Here is a 21589-nt window from a genome sequence, read left to right as displayed (position 1 = left end):
CGCCGGCCTCGCTGGTGTCGCCCGCCGGGTCGGCCGCCGTCGCCGCCCCGGCCGCGGGGTTCGCGTCCGCAGCCGAGGCAAGGGTGAGCTCCGCGGCGGCGGTGCGGAGCAGGCCGAGGTAGTCGGTGTCGAGGAAGCCGTCGTCGACCACCAGCGCGACCGCGCGCGAGCGCTGCAGGATCCGCGCCGCCTCGTGGCCCCGGAACCGCGTGTTCAGCGGCACCACCGCCACCCCGACGTACTCCGCGCCGAGCAGCGCGACCACGAACTCGGCCCGGTTGCGTGCCCACACCGCGATCCGGTCGCCGGGCCGCACGCCGGCCGCGAGATACGCTCGCCCGGCGGTGCGCACCCGCTCGTGCAGCTCGGCGTAACTCACCCGGGCCGCCCCGTCGGCGATCGCGGTGGCGGGCCCGAACCGGGCCGCCGCCTCCCGCACCAGCTCCGGCACCGTGTCGACGGTCAGCATCGCGCCTCCCTGAGCAAATGCTTGTTCGGTAAGCTCGTCCCATGGCCACCACGGAGTCCGTCCCGCGCTCGAAGCGGCGTGCCACCTCGGGCAAGACCCAGGGCCGCCGCGCCGAGCTGCTGGCGATCGCGGCCGAGCTGTTCGCCACCAAGGGCTACACCCAGACCACCGTGCGGGACATCGGGGACGCGGCCGGAATCCTCTCCGGCAGCCTGTACCACCACTTCGACTCCAAAGAAGCGATGCTGGACGAGATCCTGCGTGACTTCATGGGCGGCCTGCACGCGTCGTTCGCGGAGATCGTCGCCGGCCGCGACACGCCGCGCGAGGTCCTCGAAGGACTGATCCGGTCGTCGTTCGCGACGATCCACCGCAGCCCGCACGCGGTCGCGCTCTACCAGAACGAGGCCGCCCTGCTCGCGCACCTGCCCGACTTCTCCTACGTGGCGACGATCAGCTCGGACATCACCGCCCAGTGGTTGGACGTGCTCGACGCCGGGGTCGCCTCCGGTGATTTCCGCGACGACCTCGACGCCCGCGTCACGTACCGGTTCATCCGCGACAGTGTGTGGGGCACGGTCGGCTGGTACAAGCCGCACGGCGAACTCGCGCACGAGTCGGTCGCCGACCAGTTCCTCTCGATGCTCTACGGCGGCCTGCTGCCGCGGTAGCGCGTCATCCCGGCACCTCCCGGTCGCGGGCGCCACCGGGGTCGAGCACCTCGCGGATGAGGCGCAGCTCCTCGTCGGTGGGTGGGCGGGTGATGCCGTCGACCGGGCCGGCCAGCGGGAAGCCGGTGGCGGCACGCACCTCGTCGACCGACACCCCGGGGTGCAGCGTGCGGATCTCCAGCCGGCCCTCGGCGTCGTAGGAGAGCACGGCCAGGTCGGTGACGACGACGCCGAGGTCGTGGAAGCGCAGCGACGGGTCGGGGTGCGCCCGGGCCCGGTCGTACCCGACGCCGCACACGACGTCGACCGCCTCGACGAAGATCCGCGTCGAGTGCCGGGCCACCCAGTAGTCGGTGCGGTGGTTGACCGTGTTGCCCGGCGCGCCCCGGGCCCCGATCAGCTGGCGTTTCGGGCGGTCCCAGTCGCCAATCCGGGAGATGTTCTGGTTGCCGTAGCGGTCGATCTGGCTCGCGCCCATCATGCTGTGCCGCCGCCCCGCGTTCAGCACGTCGAACACCCGGGAGAACGGCAGCCAGCCTTCCCGGGTGGGCTGTTCGCTCCACGGGTCGCTGAGCAGGAACGCCTCGCCGTCGGTCAGCACCAGGTCGGGCGAGTGGGTCAGGCGGGCGAGCCGCGCGCCGATCGTCGGCACGGTGCCCACCGCGTGCGCGAGCACCTCCCCGGATCCGCGCCACGCGTCCGAACACGCGATCACGCACGTCTCGGCCCGGGTGACGGTGCCGGTGGGGCTCATGCCGGCACCTCCGCCGGGACGCGCGCGGCGTGCAACGAACGCACGGCCTCCTGGTAGTCGGCCTCGTCGCCGCTCAGGAACGTCCCGGTGAACGCCCGCCACGAGTCGGCGTTCGCCGCGGCGTCCACATAGTGTTTCTGGAACACCTCGTCGCGGGGGTAGTCGGGCACGCACGAGGTGAAGTGCGCACCGTTCGGCGCCTCCACCACCGCGTCGACGAACATCCGGCTCAGCAGCAGCGTCTGCGGCGGCGCGGTCGCGGTCAGCTCGGCGGTCGGCACGATCTTCTCGACGCTCAGCACGCACCGGTCCGCGGCGGCGGCCAGGAGATCGTCGAAGTACGGGTCGGGGCCGAGGTACTGGGCGTTGCCGGCGGTGTCGGCGCGGTTGAGGTGCAGCAGCGCGAGGTCGAGGCGGAGGCCGGGTACCGCGACGTACACGTCGTCGTCGTAGGGCGAGGCCACCGTGCGCAGCTCGGGGTTCATCGCCAGCACGTCGCTCGCGAGCCCGGCCCTGGTCGGCAGGAACGACAGGCGGCTCGCGCCCGCGCGCAGGGCGGCCACGAACATGCCCTCGTCGTACTCGGTGACCGGCAGCCCGTGCTGTTCCCTGGCCGCGCGGAAGTGCGGGTCGAGCGCGATGCTGTCGAGCGACACGAACCCGTAGACGACGCGCCGGACCTTGCCGGCGGCGCAGAGCAGGCCCACGTCGGGGCCGCCGAAGCTCACCACGGTGAGGTCCTTCACGTCGGTGCGCAGCAGGGCACGCACCAGCGCCATGGGTTTGCGGCGCGATCCCCAGCCGCCGATCCCGATCGTCATGCCGTCCTCGAGGTGGTTCCCGAGGTCGGCGAGGTGCAGGGTCTTGTCCATGGACTCCCCGTCAGACGTAGGACAGCAGGCGGCGGCGGTGCTCGCGTGAGGTGCCGAACAGCTGCGCGGTGGCGTGGGCGCGTTTGAAGTAGAGGTGGGCGTCGTGTTCCCAGGTGATCGCGATGCCGCCGTGCAGCTGGACGGTCTCGGCGGCGACCTGCTCGTACGCGTCCGAGCACCACGCCTTGGCCAGCGCGGCGCGGTAGGGCAGCTCGGCGGCGTCGGCCCCGGCCGCCGCCCAGGACATCGAGCGGGCGCTCTCGACGGCGACGAAGAGGTCGGCGACCCGGTGCTTGAGGGCCTGGAAGGACCCGAGCGGGCGGCCGAACTGCACCCGGGTGCGCAGGTGCTCGACCGTGCGGCGCAGGCATTCGCCGGCCGCGCCGACCTGCAGCGCGGTGACCGCGACCGCGGCCCGGTCGGCGAGGGCGGCCAGGACCGGCCCGGCGTCGAGCGTGAGCGCGGTGGCCGGTGTGCCGTCGAAGCGCCACGTCGCGAACCGCAGCGTCGGGTCGAGCGCCGGGGTGCGTTGGCGCGCGATCGGGCCGTGCGCCTCGAACAGCCCGGCGCCGTCGCCCGTGTCCGCGACCACCACGGCGACGTCGGCGTCGGCGCCGTCGAGCACCAGCGTCGCGGTCCCGCGCAGCGTCCACCCCGGCCCGTCCCGGTCGGCGCGGACGTCCGACCCGTCGCCGCGCCAGCGTCCCCGGGTGTCGGCCCAGGCCAGCGCGCCGACGGTGGTGCCCGCGGCCAGGCCGGGCAGCAGCCGCGCGCAGGCGTCGTCGTCGCCGGACGCGGCGATCGCCCCGGCGGCGAGGACGGCCGAGCCGAGCAGCGGGGACGGCACGAGTCGCGCGCCGAGGCGCTCGAGCACGACGTGCGTCTCGGCCGGCGAGTAGCCCGCGCCGCCGTGCTCCTCGCCGATCGCGAGGCCGGCCGCGCCGATCTGGTCGCAGAGCGTCCGCCAGAGCGTCTCGTCGTAGCCGCGGGGGGTGTCCAGCACCGCGCGGGGATCGGTGCCGCGTGCGCGCCGGGTGACCAGGTCGTCGACCGCGTCGGCGAGCGCGCGCTGCTCCGCGGAGGGCCCGAACTCCATCGGTCAGCTCCCGGCCGGCCCGTCGAGCACCCGGGCCCGGTGGTGGGCCGGGGTGCCCCAGGCCCCGATCAGCGCGCGGACCCGCAGGATCCAGCGGCTCAGGTCGAGCTCGCGGGTGTAGCCGATCGCGCCGTGCAACTGCAGCGCGGTGCGTGCGGCCCGGTACGCCGCCTGCCCCGCCAGCACCTTGGCCGCCGGGACGTCACGTGTCCCCGCGGCGCCGGAGCCCAGCGCGTGCGCGGCGCCCCGGACCAGCGGGCGGGCGAAGTCCAGGCCCACCCGGACGTCGGCCAGCGCGTGTTTGACCGCCTGGAACTCGCCGATCGGGCGGCCGAACTGGCGGCGCGCGGTGACGTGGCCGACGGTCTCGTCGAGCAGCCGCTGACCGGCCCCGACCAGCCACGCCGCGGCGGCGAGCACGACCTCGTCGAGCACGTGCGCCCCGGCCACGCCGACGACCTCGACCGGGGCCAGCAGCGCCAGCCGCCGCGTCGGGTCGATCGACGTCAGACTCCGCTCGACCCGCGCCGACGCCAGCGTCCGCCCGGTCAGCAGGTACCGGTGGGTCGCCGCGTCGGCGTCCACCGCGAAGGGGGAGTGCGGTGGCGCGGCGACGCTGACCCGCGCCGTGCCCTTGGCCAGTTCGGTGAGCACCGCGGCGTCGATCGGCAGCGCCGGGGCCAGCGCCACCGACTCCAGGTAGGGCCCCGGCACGCCGTGGTAGCCGAGCCGCTCGCACACCACCGCCAGGTCGAGCGGCGTGGACCCGGTGCCGCCGAACTCCTCCGGCACCCGCAGCCCGGGAACGCCCAGCTCCGCCAGCCGGCCCCAGAGCCGCAGCCCGTCGGCGGTCTCGCCGGCGGCCCAGCCCCGGCACGCCCCGGCGACGTCGGCCGGGCCCAGCAGCGCGTCGATCGCCGCGCCGAACGACAGTTGCTCCTCGGTGAGCGCGAACCTCATCCGCGGGCCCTCCGATCGTTCCCCCGGGGCAGCCCGAGCACGCGCTCGGCCACGATCGTGCGCTGGATCTCGTTCGTGCCCGCGTAGATCGGCCCGGCCAGCGCGAACAGGTAGTCGTCGGTCCAGGCGCCGGCGAGTTCCTGCTCGGGGCCGAGCACGTCGAGCGCGGTCTCGTGCAGCGCCACGTCGAGTTCGGACCAGAACAGCTTGTTGACGCTGCCCTCGGCTCCGGCGCCGCCTCTGTCGACGACGTCCCAGGTGTAGAACCGGTAGGCCTGCGCACCGATCCAGGCGTCGGCGACCCGGTCGCGCAGGGCCGGGTCCGCGCCCCGGTCGTGCCAGAGGCCCAGCAGCCGGTCGGCCGCGGCCAGGAACCGGCCGGGCGCACGCAGCGAGAGCCCGCGCTCGTTGCCGGCCGTGCTCATCGCCACCCGCCAGCCGTCGCCGACGCCGCCCAGCACGTCCCGGTCGGGCACGAACACGTCGTCGAGGAAGATCTCGGCGAAGCCGGGGTCGCCGTCGAGCTGCGCGATCGGCCGCACCGTGACCCCGGGGGCGTCCAGCGGGAACAGGAAGTACGTCAGGCCGCTGTGGGCACTGTGTCGCGCGGCCTCGTGATCCGTGCGGAACAGCCCGAACGCGGCGTCGGCGAACGGCGCCCGGGAACTCCAGGTCTTCTGCCCGGTCAGCACCCAGCCGCCGCGACCCTCGTCGCGGGTGGCCCGGCTGCGCAGGCCGGCCAGGTCGCTGCCGGCCTCCGGCTCCGACCAGGCCTGCGCCCACACCGTGCGGCCGTCGCCCATCGCCGGGAGCAGCCGGTCGCGCTGCTCGGCGGTGCCGTGGGTGAACAGGATCGGCGCCAGCAGCGAGATGCCGTTCTGCGAGATCCGGGTCGGCGCGCCGGCCGCGTAGTACTCCTCTTCGAACAGCACCCATTCGACGACGGACGCGTCCCGTCCGCCGTACTCGGGTGGCCACGCCACCACCGACCAGCGCGCCGCGGCCAGCTCGCGTTCCCAGGCGCGGTGGGCCCGGGCGCCCTCGGGGGTGTCCATCGACGGCAGCCGGCCCGGGGCGTGGGCACGCAGCCACTGCCGCGCCTCGAGCCGGAACGCCTCCTCGGCGTCGGTGAACGCGAGCCCGGCGACGTCCCCGCGCGGCGGTGCGGCCCGCCCGAAGTAGTCCGGGTCGCCGAGCCCGTCGGGGTCGCCCAGGAAGACCGGCCCGTTCGTCATGCCGGCGCTCCGCCGTTCTCGGCGGCGGCCCTGTTGGAGGCGTCCCTATTGGAGGCGGCTTTGTCGGCGGCGGCCTTGTTGGAGGCGGCCATCGCGCGGGCGTCGAGACCGGCGAGCGGGTCGGTGGACACCTCGGCGTTGTGCGCGTGGGCGGCGTGGTGCAGGCCGAACACCGAGTCCATCCCGACGCGCAGGCCCTGCGTGTCCTCGGCCTGGTTCACGGCCTTCTTCGCCAGCGCGAGCCCCAGCCGGGGCATCGTCGCGATCCGCTCGGCCATCGCGAACACGGTGCTCTCCAGCTCGTCGCGCGGCACGACGTGGTTCACCATGCCCAGCGCGAGAGCCCGCGCGGCCGGGAACCGGTCACCGGTGAACAGGAACTCCTTGGCCGCCCGGGGATGCATCTGCCAGGGGTGCGCGAAGTACTCCACGCCCGGGATGTTCATCCGCACCACCGGGTCGGCGAAGAACGCGTCCTCGGAGGCCACGACGAAGTCGCACGACCAGGCCAGCATCAGCCCACCGGCGATGCACGCGCCCTGCACCATCGCGATCATCGGCTTCGGGATCTCCCGCCAGCGGCGGCACATCCCCAGGTACACCTCCGACTCGCGCGCGTACCGGGAGTCGACGCCCGCCTTGTCGACGTGGTCCCACCAGATCACCGCGCGCCGGTCGAACGACTCGTCGATGTCCCGCCCCGGCGTGCCGATGTCGTGACCGCCGCTGAAGTGTTTCCCGGCCCCGGCCAGCACGATCACCCGCACCGCGTCGTCGTCGACGGCGCGGACGAACGCGGCGTCGAGCGCGTACGTGACCTTCGAGTTCTGCGCGTTGGTGTACTTCGGACGGTTCACGGTCACCAGCGCGACCGGCCCACGCACCTCGTACGTGACGACCGGTTCGCCGTTCTCCAGGGCCGGCTCGAACGTCGCCATCGGACCGTCACTCCTTCGTCGCTGAGGGGTGCCGCACACGCTACCAACCAAGTGCTTGGTGGGATAGGGTCCGGGCATGGACGCCTTTCCCGAGGAGGCCCCGTTCCGGAACGAGATCCGGACGTGGCTGGCCGACCACCTCGTCGGCGAGTTCGCCGCGCTGCGTGGCCTCGGGGGTTCGGGCTCGGAACACGAGGCGTATCCGGAGCGGATCGCCTGGAACCGGCACCTCGCCGCGTCCGGCTGGACCTGCCTGGGCTGGCCCGAGGAGTACGGCGGCCGCGGGTTCGGCCTCACCCGGCAGGTGGTCTTCCACGAGGAGTACGCCCGCGCGAACGCACCCGCCCGGGTGAACCACCTCGGCGAGGAACTGCTCGGGCCCACGCTCATCGCGCGGGGCACCGACGCGCAGAAAGAGCGTTTCCTGCCGCCGATCGTCGCGGTGGACGAGCTCTGGTGCCAGGGCTACTCCGAGCCCGACGCCGGCTCGGACCTGGCGAACGTGCGCACCCGGGCGCACCGCGAGGGCGACGACTGGGTGATCGACGGGCAGAAGATCTGGACGTCGCTGGCCCAGCACGCCGACTGGTGCTTCGCCGTGGTGCGCACCGAACCCGGCTCGCGGCGTCACGCCGGCCTGTCGTACCTGCTGGTGCCGTTGCGCCAGCCCGGCGTCACGATCCGGCCGATCCGCCAGCTCACCGGCACGTCGGAGTTCAACGAGGTGTTCTTCACCGGCGCGCGCACCCGCGCGGACCTGGTGGTGGGGGAGCCCGGCGACGGGTGGCGGGTCGCGATGGCCACGCTCTCCTACGAGCGTGGGGTGTCGACGATCGGCCAGCAGGTCGGGTTCGCCCGCGAGCTCGCCGAGATCGTCGCGGAGGCACGCGCCAACGGCAGCGTCGACGACCCGTGGATCGCCGACCGGATCGCGACCTCGAAGCTCGGCCTCGAGGTGCTGCGCACCCACGCGCTGCGGACGCTGGCCGGCGCACCGGCACCGGGGGCGGACAACGTGCAGAAGCTGCTGTGGGCGCGCTGGCACCGGGAGCTCGGCGAGCTGGCGATGCAGGTGCGCGGCGCGCCGGGGCTGACCGTCGGCGCACCGTACGTGCCGGACCGGCGGCAGTCGATGTTCCTGTTCGCCCGGGCCGACACCCTGTACGGCGGGTCCGACGAGATCCAGCGCACGATCATCGCCGAGCGGGTTCTCGGCCTGCCGAAGGAGCCCCGTGCCTGACTACGTCCCCGGTCACTCGCTGCTCGCCGGGCGCACCGTGGTCGTGACCGCGGCCGCCGGGGCGGGGATCGGCGCGGCGGTGGTGCGCCGGTGCCTGGAGGAGGACGCGCGCGCGGTCGTGCTCGGCGACGTCCACGAGCGCCGGCTGGACGCCGCGCGGGACGAGCTGCGGGCCGCGTTCGGCGCCGACCGGGTCGCGGCCGTGCGCTGCGACGTCACGGACGAGCACGACGTCGAAGGGCTGTTCGCGGCGGCCGACGCGTTCGGCGGCGTCGACGTGCTGGTGAACAACGCCGGGCTGGGCGGCACCGCGTCGATCCTGGAGATGACCGACGACCAGTGGTCCCGGGTGCTGGACATCACGCTCACCGGGACGATGCGCTGCACCCGCGCGGCCGCCCGGCGGATGGTGGGCGCGGGCACCCGCGGCGTGATCGTGAACAACGCGTCGGTCGTGGGCTGGCGGGCGCAGGAGGGGCAGGCGCACTACGCGGCGGCGAAGGCCGGCGTGATGGCGCTGACCCGGTGCACCGCGCTGGACCTCGCGTCGCACGGCATCCGGGTGAACGCGGTGGCTCCCAGCCTCGCGATGCATCCGTTCCTGGCCAAGGTCACCAGCGACGAGGTGCTGGCTTCGCTGACCGCGCGGGAAGCGTTCGGACGCGCGGCCGAGCCGTGGGAGGTCGCGAACGTGATGGTGTTCCTCGCGTCGGACTATTCGTCGTACCTGACCGGTGAAGTGGTGTCGGTCAGCAGCCAGCATCCCTAGGAGTGTGTCGTGGCCGAGGCTTACATCGTGGGTGCCGTCCGCACGCCGGTCGGGAAGCGGGGTGGCTCGCTCGCCGGCGTGCACTCCGCCGACCTCGGCGGGCACGTGTTGTCGGCGCTGATGGCCCGCACCGGCGTGGATCCGGGCGCGGTGGACGACGTCATCTTCGGCTGCTGCGACACGATCGGCTCCCAGGCCGGCGACGTGGCCCGCACGGCCTGGCTGGTCGCCGGGCTGCCCGTGCACGTTCCCGGCGTCACGATCGACCGGCAGTGCGGCTCGTCGCAGCAGGCCGTGCACTTCGCCGCGCAGGGCGTGCTGTCGGGCACCGCCGACCTGGTGGTGGCCGGCGGCGTGCAGAACATGTCGGCGATCCCGATCTCGTCGGCGATGACGGTCGGGCAGCAGTTCGGGTTCACCACCCCGTTCGCGGAGTCACCGGGCTGGGCGGAGCGCTTCGGTGACCAGGAGGTCTCGCAGTTCCGGTCGGCCGAGCTGATCGCGGAGAAGTGGGACCTCTCGCGGGCGGAGATGGAGGAGTTCGCGCTGGCGTCGCACGAGCGGGCGCTGGCGGCGATCGACGCGGGTCGCTTCGTGGACGAGATCGCCCCGGTGGGGGAGTTCGCGGTGGACGAGGGGCCGCGCCGGGGCACGTCGCTGGAGAAGATGGCCGGGCTGGCGCCGCTGCGCGAGGGCGGGCGGCTGACCGCGGCGCTGGCGTCGGGGATCAGCGACGCGGCGTCGGCGCTGCTGGTCGCGTCCGAGCGGGCCGTCGCCGACCACGGGCTGACGCCACGGGCCCGGGTGCACCACGTCTCGGTGCTCGCCGACGATCCGGTGTGGATGTTGACCGGGCCGATCCCGGCCACCCGCCGGGCGTTGGAGCGCTCCGGGTTGGGCGTCGGGGACATCGACCTGTTCGAGGTGAACGAGGCGTTCGCGTCGGTGGTGCTGGCCTGGGCGCGTGAACTCGACGTCGACCTCGCGCGGGTGAACGTGAACGGGGGCGCGATCGCGCTGGGCCACCCGATCGGCGCGACCGGCACCCGGTTGATGACCTCGCTGCTGCACGAGCTGGAACGACGCGGCGGGCGCTACGGGCTGCAGGTGATGTGCGAGGGCGGCGGCCAGGCCAACGTGACGATCCTCGAACGCCTCTGACCTACGGCACGCCGCCGAGCGCGCCGATCAGCGTGCGCGCGAACAGGTCGGCCCGGGAGCCGGGGTCGCCGCCGCCGGGCGCCGGCCGGCCTCTCCACGCCGGACGGCCCGCGGCTCGACGTGCTCGTCACCAACGCCGGTGGGGGCAGCGTGCCGCCGGAGGCGTTCGCCGACGTGCTGGACGGTGACGACGGCCGGTGGGCGGAGTCGTTCGCGCTCACCGTCTTCGCGGCCGTGCGCGTCACCCGGGCCGCGCTCCCGGCGCCGACCGCGTCGCGGGGGGCGATCGTCAGCATCGGCTCGGACAGCGCCCGGCGGCTCGGCGGGGCGGGGCGGCTACGGGGGTGTGGTGGCGGCCGTGACGGGGACCGGCCTGAACCGGTTCGTCGACGCCCGGGGCGGTCGAGGTCGCCGGACGCGGCTCAGGTCAGCGTGGCACGCAGGGTGCGGAGGGCGTCGCCCAGCGCGGCGAGCTGGGCCGGTGCGAGCGCGCCGAACCGGGCCGCCAGCTCGGCGTCGAACGTCCGCAGCGCCGTCCGCAGTGCCCCGGTGCCCTCGGGGGTGAGCTCCAGCACCGAGGAGCGGCGGTTCTTCGGGTTCGGGTGGCGCGCGCACAGGCCGCGCCGCTCGGCGCGGTCGACGGCCTGGCTCGCTCCGCCGACCGTGATGCCGAGCGCCTCGGCGACCTCCTGCACCCGGCAGCCGGGCGTCCGCTCGATGACGCGCAGGACGTCGAGCGTGCCGACGGACAGGTCGGCGTCCGCGCGGAGTCGGGCGTCGACCGCGTTCCAGAGCAGCACCTCGGTGCGGATGACGTCGTCGAACAGGTCGCGCAGGCTCACGATCCCGAGCTTACCAGTGAGGACCTTGCCGCTTAGGTTATTAGCGCTAATGTAGTTGGCATGACGGAAGCGGTGCGGTTCAGCGAATACGGCGGTGTCGACGTCCTGCGGGTCGTCGACGTGGAGCGGCCGGTGCCCGGCGCCGGGCAGGTGCTGGTGGAGATGCGTGCGGCGTCGATCAACCCGGGCGAGGCCAAGATCCGGGAAGGGCTGCTGCACGCGCTCTACCCGGCGACGTTCCCCTCCGGCGAGGGCAGCGACCTGGCCGGGGTCGTCGTCGAGGTCGGGCCGGGGGTCACCCGGTTCGCGGCCGGCGACGAGGTGTTCGGGTTCACCGACCGGCGGGCCAGCCACGCCGAGCTCGTCCTGGCGTCGGAGACCGAGCTGGCCCCGAAACCCGCGGAGCTGTCCTGGGAGGTGGCGGGCTCGCTCTACGTCGCCGGGGCCACGGCATGGGCGATGGTCCGCGCGGTCGACCCGGGGCCCGGTGACGTCGTGGTGGTCACCGGCGCGGCCGGCGGGGTCGGGTCGCTGGCGGTCCAGCTGGCCCGGCGGGCCGGCGCGACCGTGATCGGCGTGGCGGGCCCGCGCCACCACGAGTGGCTGGCGTCGCTCGGCGTCTCCCCGGTGGCCTACGGCGACGGGGTGGTGGAACGGATCCTCGCCGTGGGTAGGCCCGACGCGCTCGTCGACGTCGTCGGCGACGGGTACGTGGAACTCGGCGTCACCGCGCTCGGCATCGCCCCGGCGCGGATCGACACGCTCAACGACTACCCGGCGGCCGCGCGCTACGGCGCGAAGACCGACGGCAACGCCGAGGGCGGCCGGATCGAGGTGATCGCGGAGCTCGCGGCGCTGGCCGCCGGCGGTGAGCTCGTGGTGCCGATCGCCGCGACCTACCCGCTGCGCGAGGTGCGCGCGGCCTACACCGAGCTCGCGAAGGGACACACCCGGGGGAAGATCGTGCTGGTCAACCGGTGACGGCCGCGTGCGCGGCGGTGAGGTGGGCGACGGCGTCGGCGACGATGCCCTCGATCAGCTCCGCGCACGAGGGCAGGTCGTCGATCATGCCGACGACCTGCCCCGAGGCCAGCATCCCGGCGCCGGTGTCGCCCTCCACCAGGCCGGCGCGCAGCAGCATCGGGGTGTTCGCGGCCAGCATCGTCTGCGTCCAGGTGCGGTCGCGTTTCATCGCGCGGCCGTCGGCGAGCAGCCGGGCCCAGGTGGAGCCGCTCATCCGCTTGTACGCGAGGGTGCGCCGCACGGTCCGCACCGCGCGGCCCACCCGGCCCTCGCGCTCCAGGTCGTCGACGTAGGACGTGCGCAGCAGCCGGTGCGGCATCCCGTCGGCCTTCGCGGTGACGACCGTGCCGTCCAGGCCGGAGCCCAGGTAGAGCCGCTTCACCGCGTCGGGCACCGCGCTGTCGCGCGTCAGCAGGAAGCGGGTGCCCATGCCGACGCCGGCCGCGCCGTAGCTGAGCGCGGCGGCCAGGCCACGGCCGTCGAAGAACCCGCCGGCCGCGACGACCGGGATGTCGACGGCGTCGAGCACGGACGGGAGCAGCAGCGTGGTGGGCACCGGGCCGGTGTGGCCGCCGCCCTCGCCGCCCTGCACCATCACCAGGTCGGCGCCCCAGCCCGCGACCTTGCGCGCGTGCTTGGCCGCCCCCACCGACGGCATCACGACGACGCCGTGCTCCTTCAGCCGCTCGATCAGCGCGGGTTTCGGGGCGAGCGCGAACGAGGCGACCCGCACGCCGTGGCGGATCAGCAGGTCCACGCGGTCGCCCGCGTCGCCGGCGTCGGCGCGCAGGTTGACGCCGAACGGCCGGTCCGTGCGTTCGCGCACCTCGACGATGGCCTTCTCGAGGTGCGCGAGCGTCATCGTGGCCGAGGCGAGGATGCCCAGGCCGCCGGCTCGCGCGGTGGCCGCGACCAGGCGCGGCCCCGCGACCCAGCCCATTCCGGTCTGGACGATCGGGTGTTCCACCCCGGCGAGCTCGGTCAGCGGGGTGCGCAGGGTCCCGGTCACGGTGCGGTTCCCGCGTCGCGGACGAACGCGTCGCGGCGCTCGTCGGCGACGCCGGAGAGGTTCAGCTCGAACGTGAAGCCCTGCTCGAACCGGTAGCTGCGGTGGACGTCGATCGGGTCGATGCCGTTGAGCGCCTCTTTCGCCGCCCGGATCACCCGCGGGTCCTTCGCGGCGATCTCGCGGGCCAGGCCGAGCGCGGTCGCGTCCAGTTCGGAGCGCGGCACGGTCTCCAGTACCGAGCCGTGCTGCACGAGCGCGGTGGCCGGGATCGTGCGGCTGGTGAAGTAGAGCGTCCGCATCAGGTGCTGGGGCACGAGCCGGGCCAGGTGCGTGGCCGCGCCGAGCGCACCCCGGTCGATCTCCGGTACGCCGAAGTAGGCGTCGTCGCTCGCGACGATCGAGTCGCAGTTGCCGACCAGCCCGACGCCGCCCCCGAGGCAGAAACCGTGGACGGCGGCGACCACCGGCACCGGGCACTCGTACACCGCCTTGAACGCGGCGTAGCAGCCCTTGTTCGCACCCAGCAGCGCGTCGAAACCGGAGGTGCGTTGCATCTCCTTGAGGTCGACCCCGGCGTTGAACCCCCGGCCCTCGGCCCGCAGCACCACCACGTGCACGTCGGGGCCGACGTCGTCCAGCGCCGCGGCCAGCGCGAACCAGGCGGCGACCGGTAACGCGTTGACCGGCGGATAGTCGACGGTGACGACCGCGATCGAGCCGTCGACGATGTCGGTCGAGAGTGGCATACGGCGTCCTAACCTAGCGATTGCTTGGTACGTTAGCAGGATGACCGGCATCCTCGAAGGACGCGTCGCGATCGTCACCGGCGCCGGGCGCGGTCTGGGCCGCGCGCACGCGCTCGAACTGGCCCGGCAGGGCGCGAGAGTCGTCGTCAACGACCTCGGCACCTCCGGCGCCGGCGCGGGGACGTCGGCCGGGCCGGCCGAGGAGGTCGTGGCCGAGATCCGCGCGGCCGGCGGCGAGGCGGTCGCGAACGGCGCCGACGTCGCCGACTTCGCCGCCGCCGAGGCGCTGGTGCACCAGGCGGTCGCGACGTTCGGCGCGCTCGACGTGCTGGTCAACAACGCCGGTTTCGTGCGTGACCGGATGCTCGTGAACACGTCCGAAGAGGAATGGGACGCGGTGATCCGCGTGCACCTCAAGGGCCACTTCGCGCCGCTGCGGTTCGCCGGGGCCTACTGGCGGCAGGAGGCGAAGGCCGGCCGCCCGCGGGCCGCGCGGATCGTCAACACGTCGTCGGGGGCCGGGCTGCAGGGAAGCGTCGGGCAGGGCACCTACTCCGCGGCGAAGGCCGGCATCGCGGGGTTGACGCTGGTCGCGGCGGAGGAGCTCGCGCCCTACGGGGTCACGGTGAACGCGATCGCGCCGTCCGCGCGCACCCGGATGACCGAGGGTCCGTTCGCGGCCACCATGGCCGCGCCCGCCGAGGGGTTCGACCGGATGGACCCCGCGAACGTCTCGCCGGTCGTGGCCTGGCTGGCGTCCGAGGACTCCGGCGACGTCACCGGGCGCGTCGTCGAGATCGAGGGTGGCCGGATCTGCCTCGAGGACGGGTGGCGGCACGGCCCGGTCGCCGAGCTCGACACCCGCTGGAACGCCGCCGACGTCGGGCCGGCGGTCCGCGACCTGATCAAGGCCTCGCCCGCGCCCGAGCGGCCCTACGGCGCGCGATGAGCACGGTCTTCTCGCCCGGGCGGATCGGACCGCTGACGCTGCGCAACCGGGTGATCAAGTCCGCCACCTACGAGAACCGGGCCCGGCGCGGGCTGGTCACCGACGCGCTGATCGACTTCCACCGCGAGTACGCCGCCGGTGGGGTCGGCATGACCACGGTCGCGTACTGCGCGGTCGCGCCCGCCGGCCGCACCGACCACCACCAGATCGTCTGGCGCGACGAGGCCCTCCCGGGCCTGCGCCGGCTCACCGCGGCCGTGCACGACGAGGGCGCGGCGGTCTCCGCCCAGATCGGGCACTCGGGCCCGGTGGGCATCTCCCGCGGCCTGCGCGGCGGGAGAGCGCTGGTGCCGAGCCGGCGGGGGAGCGTCGCCACCTGGGCGGCGAAGGCCGCCACGCCCGCCGAGCTCGCGCGGGTGGTCGCGCAGCACGGCGCGGCCGTCCGGCTGGCGATCGGGGCCGGTTTCGACGCCGTCGAGATCCACCTCGGCCACAACTACCTGGCCAGCGCGTTCCTCAGCCCCAGGCTCAACCGGCGGCGCGACGCGTACGGCGGCGCGCTGGAGAACCGGGCCCGGTTCGCCCGCGACGTGATGCGTGCGGTGCGCGACGCGGCCGGCAACCGGATCGCGATCCTGGCCAAGCTCAACCTGGACGACGGCGTGCCCGGCGGGTTCGGCCTGGACGAGTCGGTCGCCGTGGCCCGCTGGCTGGAGGCCGACGGCACCCTCGACGCGCTCGAGATGACCGCGGGCAGCTCACTGCTCAACCCGATGTACCTGTTCACCGGCGACGCGCCGGTGCGCGAGTTCGCCGCGACGATGCCGGCACCGGCGCGCCCGGCCGTGCGCCGCTTCGGCCACCGCTTCCTGCGGGAATACCCGTACCGGGACGCCTACCTGCTTCCGGACGCCCGCCGGGTCCGGGCCGCCGTGTCGCTGCCGATGATCCTGCTCGGCGGAGTCACGAACCGGGCCACGATGGACACCGCGATGGCCGAGGGCTTCCAGTTCGTCGCGATGGGCCGGGCCCTGTTACGCGAGCCCGACCTGATCACGCGCATCCGCGACGACCCCGCGACGCGCTCGCGCTGCGATCACACCAACCGGTGCATGCCGACGATCTTCACTCGGAGCCACTGCGTGCTGGCCCCGGACTGAGCGGGTACCAGACCGGGTGCTTCGCGAGGCGACCGTCGCCCGAGGAGGTTCCGTGCAGACGCCGGCTCACCCACGGCACGACGTGTTCGCGGTAGTACTGCGCGGTCGTCGCGGCGGTACGCACCGACGGCGGCTCCGGCGGAGCGGGCGGCGGCACCGGGCCGTGCCCGAGCGCGTGCAGCACCAGCCCCGCGATCCGCGCGTGACCGGCGCTGTTGAGGTGCAGCCGATCGGCCGACCAGTAGCGCGGCGCGCGGATCTCGTCGTCGCCGAAGCCGTTCACGAACGTGAGCCCGTACCGGGCCGCGATCGTCACCGACCCCGCGGTCAGCGCCGCGCCGCGGCGGCGCACGAACCGGCCCAGCGGCAGCTGGGCCGTCGGGTCGGCGCCGCTGAGCAGCACCAGCCGGACACCGGCGTCGGCGCACCGGCGGGCGGCCCGGTCGGTGAGCGCGAGCAGGTCGCCGATCCGGACACCCGGGCGCAGCATGTCGTTGCCGCCGCCGTTGAGCGTGAGCAGGTCGGGGAGCGGGTCCAGCGAGAGCGCGGCGTCCAGCTGGTCGGTGACGATCGGGCGCAGCAGCCGGCCGCGGATCGCGAGGTTGGCGTACTCGACCGGTTCGTCGAGCCGCGCGGCCAGCCCTTCGGCCACCCGGTCGGCCCAGCCCCGGACGCCGCCGTCCGGCCGCGGGTCCCCGACCCCCTCGGTGAAACTGTCGCCGATCGCCACGTAACGCATGTTCGTATTGCACCAGGCGACGGTTTCGTCCGGCCACTCGGAGCCGCCGAGATCACACGCGCGCACCGTAGCGGGCGGCCAGGGCGGCGAAGGCCGCGCGCGGGGTCCACTCCGTCGCGCCGGTCATGCGCACGACGCCGTACGAGCCCAGATCGTCCGCGCCCACCCGGCTGAACCCGGCGAACGTGAACCAGAGCGCGGTGTCCACCCCCTCGGCCTCGAACACGTCGAGCAGCTCGGTGAGGTACCGGACCTGCTCGTCCTCGTCGGGCACGGCGCCGGGCGGCACGTCCCACGCCAGCCCGCCGCGCTCGGACGCGCCCCGGTACGGGCAGGTGCCGAACTCGGTGACCGCGACCGGCTTGCCGTGCGCGTGGTGCGCGCGGATCTCGTCGGCGAACGTGGTGCGGTTGTAGGCCGCGCGGTAGGCGTCGACACCGACGACGTCGAACCCGCTCCAGTCGACGAACTCCCAGGGCGCGGACGCGTACGTCAGCCGCCCGCCGAACCGGCGCCGCGCGGCCGCCGCGACCGCGCCCAGGTGCTCGTCGAACCGCTCCATCACCGGCCCCAGCGACTGCCACCAGGCGAGGTCCGCGGCGGCCATCGTGCGCATCCGGTCGGCGTAGGTGTCGCCGGGGATGAACCCGGCACCGAACGCGGTCGCCTCGCAGCCGGCGACGAACACGACCTCCGCGCCGCCCCGGCGCAGGGCCTCCGCGTCCGACGCGCACTCGGCCAGCAGGGCGAGCGCCGCCGCCGGGGCCAGGTCGACCGGGAACGGGGCGTACCAGACCTCCAGCCCCACGGCGGCGGCCGCGGCGGCCGCCACGCGCAGCCGGGCCGGATCCCCGCCGGAGACCCGCACCGCGTCGCAGTGCAGCTCACCGGCGATCACCGCGAGGTCGCGCCGCACCGCGTCGGGGTCGAACACCGGCCGGGACGCGTATCCGGGCAGGAACCCGGTGTCGTAGTTGATCCCGCGTGCGCGCATCAGCGGCCGGCCCCGGAGAACCCGTGCTCCAGCAGGTCGAACGCGGTCTCCACGTCGGCGGCGAGCGCGGCCGCGGCCGCCGCCGGGGACTCGCCGGCCAGCAGGCGGCGGAAGAACGCCTCCTTGAGCGTGGTCACGGCCGCGGTGATCTGCGCCGCCATCAGTGCGGCGAGCAGGCCCGGCGCGTCCGGCGTGAGCGCCCCGGTGAGCGCTTCGCGCTCGCGGTGGAGCAGCGTGTGCGCCGCGGCGCTCAGCGCCGGGCTGTCGAAGACGATCCGGACCTGCCCGATCAGCGCCGGAGCGTCGAACGGCCCGGGGTCCTGACCGGCCGCGAACGTGCGGAAGTGCGCGCGCAGCGCGGCCAGCGGCGTGGTGCCCGGTGGGCGGCGGGTCACGATACCGGCCAGGTCGTCCTCGCCGATGCCGTGCAGCACGAGGGCTTCCTTGCTGGGGAAGTAGCTGAACAGGGTGGCTTTCGCGACCTCGGCCGCGGCCGCGACCTCGTTCACGGTGACCGCGTCGTACCCGCGTTCGGCGAACAGCGCGAGCGCGACCGCTGCGATACGCCGGCGCGTCTGTTCCTTCTTGCGTTCCCGGAGCCCGACCACCGGCCCAGAATAACCAGACCTGGTGCAGAATTGAACCCGGTCCGGGAATTCGGCGTTACTTTCGGCAGTAGGCGGGGCCTCGCGCCGTCGGTAGCGTCGGGGCGGTGAGGAGGATGCGGCGGATCGCCGGGGACGTGCTGCTCTGGCTCGCGCTGTCCGCGCTGCTGCCGATGAACGGCGACCGCCTCGACGACGGCGCCTACGTCAACGGGCTGATCGTCGCGAGCCTGGTCGTGGCGGTCGCGGTGGGTCTGCGCCGGGTCGCGCCGCTGGCGGCGCTGGTGGTCAGCGGTGGGCTGCTGATCGCCGACGTCTGGCTGGTCGGCCCGTTCGCGGTCCTGTCGTTCCTGGTCGGACGCTCCGCCGTGCGGCCACGCCCGGCGCTGTGGACGTTCGTCGCGATCGGGGTGCTCGGGCCGCTCTCGGCGCTCGGCCGGACGGTGCTCACCGGCGGCGACCGCTGGTACGCGTACTACCTGGTCGGCGAAGTCGTGTTCGGCGGCGTCTTCCCCTGGCTGGTGGGCCGGTACCGCCGGCAGCGGCGTGAACTCGCGGTCGGCGGGTGGGCGCTCGCCGACGAGCTGGAACGCGGTCAGGCGCTGGTCGCGGAGAAGGCCCGGTTGCGTGAACGCGCCCGGATCGCCGAGGACATGCACGACGCGCTCGGCCACGAGCTGAGCCTCCTCGCGCTGCGTGCCGGGGCGCTCGAGCTCGACCCGTCGCTGGGGGAGTCCCAGCGGGCCGCCGCCACCGACCTGCGCGAGGGCGCGGCCGCCGCCACCGAGCGGCTGCGTGCGGTGATCGGCGTCCTGCGCACCGACGCGGCCGCGCCGCTGGAGCCGGTCGAGGAGACCCTGGGCGCGCTCGTCGACCGGGTCCGCCGCGCCGGCCTGGTGCTCGACTTCCCGGTCGACGACGGGCACGGCGCCGGGTCCGGGTTGCCGCCGCTCGCCGACCGCGCCGTGTACCGGGTCGTGCAGGAGGCCCTGACCAACGCGGCCCGGCACGCGCCGGGCGCCCCGGTCACCGGCCGCCTCACCGACGACGGGGACGCGGTCACCGTCGAGGTGTCCAACCCGGCCGACGGCGAACGCGCACCGGCGGGCACCGGGCTGCTCGGGCTCGCCGAGCGGGTCCGGCTCGCCGGCGGGACGTTCCGGGCCGGCGCCGAGGACGGGGTGTTCCGGGTGGTGGCCACCGTGCCGCGCACGGCGGCCGGTCCGGCGCCGGAACCGGTGACCGGGGCGGCCGGGCGGCTGGAGAGCGCCCGCCGTCGCTCGCGGCGCGGGCTCGTGCTCACGGTCGTGGTGCCGGTGCTCGCCGGTGTGCTGCTGGTCGGCACGGTGCTGGCCGGCTACGTCGTCGAGACCACGGCCTCGGTGGTCGACCCGTGGGACCAGCTGCGCATCCACCTCGGCCAGCCCGAGGACGAGGCCCGGGACATCCTGCCGCTCCTGCAGGTCAGCGAACGCCCGGACGTCGTCGAGCCGCCGCGGCCGGCCGGGTCCGAGTGCGCCTACTACAACGTCAGCGGCACGCTGTTCCCGCCGGCGCGTGACGTCTACCGGGTCTGTTTCGCCGACGGGGTCGTCGCGGCGATCGACCTGATCCCCGGCACCAACGCGAGGAAGGAGCGGCGATGATCCGGGTCCTGGTGGCCGACGACGAGGCGATGATCCGGGCCGGGGTCCGGGCGATCCTGGCCACCGATCCGGGCGTCGAGGTCGTCGCCGAGGCCGCGAACGGCCACGACGCCGTCGAATCCGCCCGCGCCCACCGACCCGACGTCGTCCTGCTCGACATCCGGATGCCGACGCTGGACGGGCTGGCCGCCGCCGAGGAGCTGCGGCGGGCCGTGCCCTCGGCCGCCGTGCTGATGCTGACGACGTTCGGTGAGGACGAGTACATCGAGCGGGCGCTGCGGGCCGGCACCGCCGGGTTCCTGCTGAAGTCCGGCGACCCGCGCGAGCTGCTGGCCGGCGTGCGCGCGGCCGCCGACGGGGCCGCGTTCCTCTCGCCGAAGGTCGCGCAGCGGGTGATCCTGGCCTGGACCTCGGCGCGCAGCAGCGGCGCGGCCGCGGCCCGGGAACGGGTCGCCGCGCTGACCGACCGGGAGCGCGAGGTGCTGGCCCTGGTGGCGGCCGGGATGTCGAACGCGGCGATCGCGAGCGAGCTGTTCCTGGTGGAGGGCACGGTGAAGGCGTACGTGAGCCAGATCCTGACCCGCCTGGACGTCCGCAACCGCGTCCAGGCGGCGCTGCTGGCCCACGAGGCCGGCCTGACCGGGTGACGGTCAGATCCAGCCGCGCCGGGTGGCGCCCGCGCCCAGCTCGAACCGGGAGGAGGCGCCGAGCCGGGTCATCAGGTCGGCCACGCAGCGGCGGATCGTCCGGACCGACACCCCCATCTGGCGCGCCACCGCGTCGTCCTTGGCGCCGGCCAGCAACGCGCGCAGCACCGACCGTTCCAGCGGCGTGCAGGTCCGCTCGTCGCGGACGGTGGCCAGCGGGCGCCCGGCCCGCCAGTAGGCGGTGAACAGCGACACCAGCGCGGCCACCGTGCCCGGGTGCGAGACCACCACGCAGCCGCGGCTCCCGTCGGCCGGGTCGTGCGGCACCACCGCGACGAGCTGGTCGACGACGAGCAGGCGGGTCGGCAGGTCCGGGCAGAGCCGCACGCTTCCCCCGCCGGCCGCCAGCTGCCGGGCGTAGTCGTAGGCGCCGCGGTCGTCGACGACCGAGTCCGGGTAGATCGTGCGCATCGTCACGCCCCGGTCGAGCAGGCCCCGGTCCAGCACGCGGGCCGCGGCCCGGGCCGCCCGGGGCTCCCGCGAGGCCGGGGTGAACGACAGCAGCTCCCACTTGGCGCCCACCGCGAGCTCCTCGATGCGGCGGCGCACCGACGCGAGGTCGGTGATCTCCTCGAAGTGCCGCGGGCCGGCGCCGACGAACCGCGCGTCGACGTAGCTGGACATGAGCTGGGTGAGCGTCTGGTAGCTGTCCCGGAGGAACTCCTGGCGCTGCTCGAGCAGGCTGCGCTCGCGGTAGAGCAGTTGCTGCATGGCCAGCAGCGGGCTCAGCGCCACCAGTTCGCGCTCGCGCTCCTCGACCAGCGAGAGGGCCGCGAGCCGGTCGAGCAGCGCGCGTGCGGCCGTCTCGTCCAGGCCGAGCCGGCTGGCGAACTCGGTCAGGTCCCCGTTCGGGCGTTCGAGCAGTCCGGTGTAGGCCTGGGCCAGCTGCGGATTCGTCGCGGTCATGAGCCTCTCCTCTTCCCCGTAGCAGAGGTGTGCGGAGAGTGGAACCGGCACCGATGTGGACAGTCAAGTAACGTCACGATAACGACCGCCCGCTGAGC

The 21589-nt window shown here is 74.5% G+C and carries 23 protein-coding genes and 1 pseudogene; 10 read left to right on the top strand and 14 right to left on the bottom strand.

Annotation, left to right across the window (positions count from 1 at the left end):
* Window positions 1–469 (bottom strand): AMP-binding protein (locus ABD437_RS38150; RefSeq protein WP_344653857.1); only part of this gene is annotated, 469 nt, incomplete at its 3' end.
* 41 nt (window positions 470–510) lie between these two features.
* On the opposite strand from ABD437_RS38150, the gene ABD437_RS38145 reads away from it, so the two are divergent.
* A complete protein-coding gene (locus ABD437_RS38145) occupies window positions 511–1140 on the top strand; it encodes a TetR/AcrR family transcriptional regulator (protein ID WP_344653856.1) in 630 nt (209 codons plus the stop codon).
* A 4-nt stretch (window positions 1141–1144) separates the two neighbouring features.
* On the opposite strand, the gene ABD437_RS38140 is transcribed toward ABD437_RS38145, so the two are convergent.
* Genes ABD437_RS38140 through ABD437_RS38115 form a run of 6 tightly spaced genes read right to left on the bottom strand, consistent with a single transcriptional unit; the run spans window position 1145 to window position 6995 of the window.
* Window positions 1145–1894 (bottom strand): CoA-transferase subunit beta, encoded by a 750-nt coding sequence (locus tag ABD437_RS38140; protein WP_344653855.1) that lies wholly within the window; start codon window positions 1892–1894, stop codon window positions 1145–1147.
* Window positions 1891–2766, bottom strand: coding sequence for a CoA transferase subunit A (locus ABD437_RS38135; protein ID WP_344653854.1), 876 nt, complete (start codon window positions 2764–2766; stop codon window positions 1891–1893). The genes ABD437_RS38140 and ABD437_RS38135 overlap by 4 nt, the downstream gene beginning before the upstream one ends.
* 10 nt (window positions 2767–2776) lie before the next feature.
* Window positions 2777–3862 carry an acyl-CoA dehydrogenase family protein gene (locus tag ABD437_RS38130; protein ID WP_344653853.1) on the bottom strand — a complete coding sequence of 362 codons (1086 nt, stop codon included), beginning with the start codon at window positions 3860–3862 and terminating at the stop codon, window positions 2777–2779.
* Window positions 3863–3865: 3 nt separating this feature from the next.
* A complete protein-coding gene (locus ABD437_RS38125) occupies window positions 3866–4822 on the bottom strand; it encodes an acyl-CoA dehydrogenase family protein (RefSeq protein WP_344653852.1) in 957 nt (318 codons plus the stop codon).
* Complete coding sequence (locus ABD437_RS38120; RefSeq protein WP_344653851.1) at window positions 4819–6057, bottom strand: acyl-CoA dehydrogenase family protein; 1239 nt, start codon at window positions 6055–6057, stop codon at window positions 4819–4821. Before ABD437_RS38120 ends, ABD437_RS38125 begins: the two co-directional genes overlap by 4 nt.
* On the bottom strand, window positions 6054–6995 hold the full coding sequence (locus tag ABD437_RS38115; protein ID WP_344653850.1) for an enoyl-CoA hydratase: 942 nt from the start codon (window positions 6993–6995) through the stop codon (window positions 6054–6056). Before ABD437_RS38115 ends, ABD437_RS38120 begins: the two co-directional genes overlap by 4 nt.
* Window positions 6996–7071: 76 nt before the next feature.
* Between ABD437_RS38115 and ABD437_RS38110 the strand changes: the two genes are divergently transcribed.
* From ABD437_RS38110 to ABD437_RS38095, 4 genes and pseudogenes are all read left to right on the top strand, one after another.
* On the top strand, window positions 7072–8235 hold the full coding sequence (locus ABD437_RS38110; protein ID WP_344653849.1) for an acyl-CoA dehydrogenase family protein: 1164 nt from the start codon (window positions 7072–7074) through the stop codon (window positions 8233–8235).
* A complete protein-coding gene (locus ABD437_RS38105; RefSeq protein WP_344653848.1) occupies window positions 8228–9004 on the top strand; it encodes an SDR family oxidoreductase in 777 nt (258 codons plus the stop codon). The genes ABD437_RS38110 and ABD437_RS38105 overlap by 8 nt, the downstream gene beginning before the upstream one ends.
* A 9-nt stretch (window positions 9005–9013) precedes the next feature.
* On the top strand, window positions 9014–10165 hold the full coding sequence (locus ABD437_RS38100) for an acetyl-CoA C-acetyltransferase (protein ID WP_344653847.1): 1152 nt from the start codon (window positions 9014–9016) through the stop codon (window positions 10163–10165).
* 120 nt (window positions 10166–10285) lie between these two features.
* Window positions 10286–10465 (top strand): annotated as a pseudogene (locus tag ABD437_RS38095) (3-oxoacyl-ACP reductase); the annotation flags it as partial.
* Window positions 10466–10587: 122 nt separating this feature from the next.
* On the opposite strand, the gene ABD437_RS38090 reads toward ABD437_RS38095, so the two are convergent.
* The gene (locus ABD437_RS38090; protein WP_344653846.1) at window positions 10588–11007 is read right to left on the bottom strand and encodes a MarR family winged helix-turn-helix transcriptional regulator; all 420 of its coding nucleotides are present in this window, start codon (window positions 11005–11007) and stop codon (window positions 10588–10590) included.
* Between the two features lie 60 nt (window positions 11008–11067).
* Here ABD437_RS38090 and ABD437_RS38085 point away from each other — a divergent pair, with 60 nt between their 5' ends.
* The gene (locus ABD437_RS38085; RefSeq protein WP_344653845.1) at window positions 11068–11988 is read left to right on the top strand and encodes an NADP-dependent oxidoreductase; all 921 of its coding nucleotides are present in this window, start codon (window positions 11068–11070) and stop codon (window positions 11986–11988) included.
* Here the strand turns inward: ABD437_RS38085 and ABD437_RS38080 are convergent.
* Window positions 11978–13039, bottom strand: a complete 1062-nt coding sequence (locus ABD437_RS38080) for an NAD(P)H-dependent flavin oxidoreductase (protein ID WP_344653844.1) — start codon at window positions 13037–13039, stop codon at window positions 11978–11980. The two genes, ABD437_RS38085 and ABD437_RS38080, sit on opposite strands and share 11 nt — an antisense overlap.
* Window positions 13036–13785 carry an enoyl-CoA hydratase family protein gene (locus ABD437_RS38075; RefSeq protein ID WP_344653843.1) on the bottom strand — a complete coding sequence of 250 codons (750 nt, stop codon included), beginning with the start codon at window positions 13783–13785 and terminating at the stop codon, window positions 13036–13038. Before ABD437_RS38075 ends, ABD437_RS38080 begins: the two co-directional genes overlap by 4 nt.
* A gap of 40 nt (window positions 13786–13825) precedes the next feature.
* On the opposite strand from ABD437_RS38075, the gene ABD437_RS38070 reads away from it, so the two are divergent.
* Window positions 13826–14734 carry an SDR family oxidoreductase gene (locus ABD437_RS38070; protein ID WP_344653842.1) on the top strand — a complete coding sequence of 303 codons (909 nt, stop codon included), beginning with the start codon at window positions 13826–13828 and terminating at the stop codon, window positions 14732–14734.
* Window positions 14731–15894, top strand: a complete 1164-nt coding sequence (locus ABD437_RS38065; RefSeq protein WP_344653841.1) for an NADH:flavin oxidoreductase — start codon at window positions 14731–14733, stop codon at window positions 15892–15894. The genes ABD437_RS38070 and ABD437_RS38065 overlap by 4 nt, the downstream gene beginning before the upstream one ends.
* On the opposite strand, the gene ABD437_RS38060 is transcribed toward ABD437_RS38065, so the two are convergent.
* The 3 genes from ABD437_RS38060 to ABD437_RS38050 are packed head-to-tail and all read right to left on the bottom strand — an operon-like array spanning window position 15860 to window position 18235.
* Entirely contained in the window at window positions 15860–16633 is a 774-nt protein-coding gene (locus ABD437_RS38060; protein ID WP_344653840.1) for an SGNH/GDSL hydrolase family protein, read from the bottom strand. The genes ABD437_RS38065 and ABD437_RS38060 overlap by 35 nt on opposite strands.
* Window positions 16634–16685: 52 nt before the next feature.
* Complete coding sequence (locus tag ABD437_RS38055) at window positions 16686–17627, bottom strand: glycoside hydrolase family 113 protein (protein WP_344653839.1); 942 nt, start codon at window positions 17625–17627, stop codon at window positions 16686–16688.
* A complete protein-coding gene (locus ABD437_RS38050; RefSeq protein WP_344653838.1) occupies window positions 17627–18235 on the bottom strand; it encodes a TetR/AcrR family transcriptional regulator in 609 nt (202 codons plus the stop codon). The genes ABD437_RS38055 and ABD437_RS38050 overlap by 1 nt, the downstream gene beginning before the upstream one ends.
* 113 nt (window positions 18236–18348) lie before the next feature.
* Here ABD437_RS38050 and ABD437_RS38045 point away from each other — a divergent pair, with 113 nt between their 5' ends.
* Both ABD437_RS38045 and ABD437_RS38040 read left to right on the top strand, forming a co-directional pair.
* Entirely contained in the window at window positions 18349–19878 is a 1530-nt protein-coding gene (locus ABD437_RS38045; RefSeq protein WP_344653861.1) for a sensor histidine kinase, read from the top strand.
* On the top strand, window positions 19875–20525 hold the full coding sequence (locus ABD437_RS38040) for a response regulator (protein ID WP_344653837.1): 651 nt from the start codon (window positions 19875–19877) through the stop codon (window positions 20523–20525). The genes ABD437_RS38045 and ABD437_RS38040 overlap by 4 nt, the downstream gene beginning before the upstream one ends.
* Window positions 20526–20528: 3 nt before the next feature.
* Here the strand turns inward: ABD437_RS38040 and ABD437_RS38035 are convergent, their stop codons facing one another.
* Window positions 20529–21491, bottom strand: coding sequence for a LuxR C-terminal-related transcriptional regulator (locus tag ABD437_RS38035; RefSeq protein ID WP_344653836.1), 963 nt, complete (start codon window positions 21489–21491; stop codon window positions 20529–20531).
* Between the last annotated feature and the right edge of the window lie 98 nt (window positions 21492–21589).

Source organism: Cryptosporangium japonicum, assembly GCF_039524755.1.
Taxonomy (GTDB): Bacteria; Actinomycetota; Actinomycetes; order Mycobacteriales; family Cryptosporangiaceae; genus Cryptosporangium; species Cryptosporangium japonicum.
The sequence above is the reverse complement of the archived record's forward strand: the minus strand, read 5'-3'. Positions and strand labels throughout refer to the sequence as shown.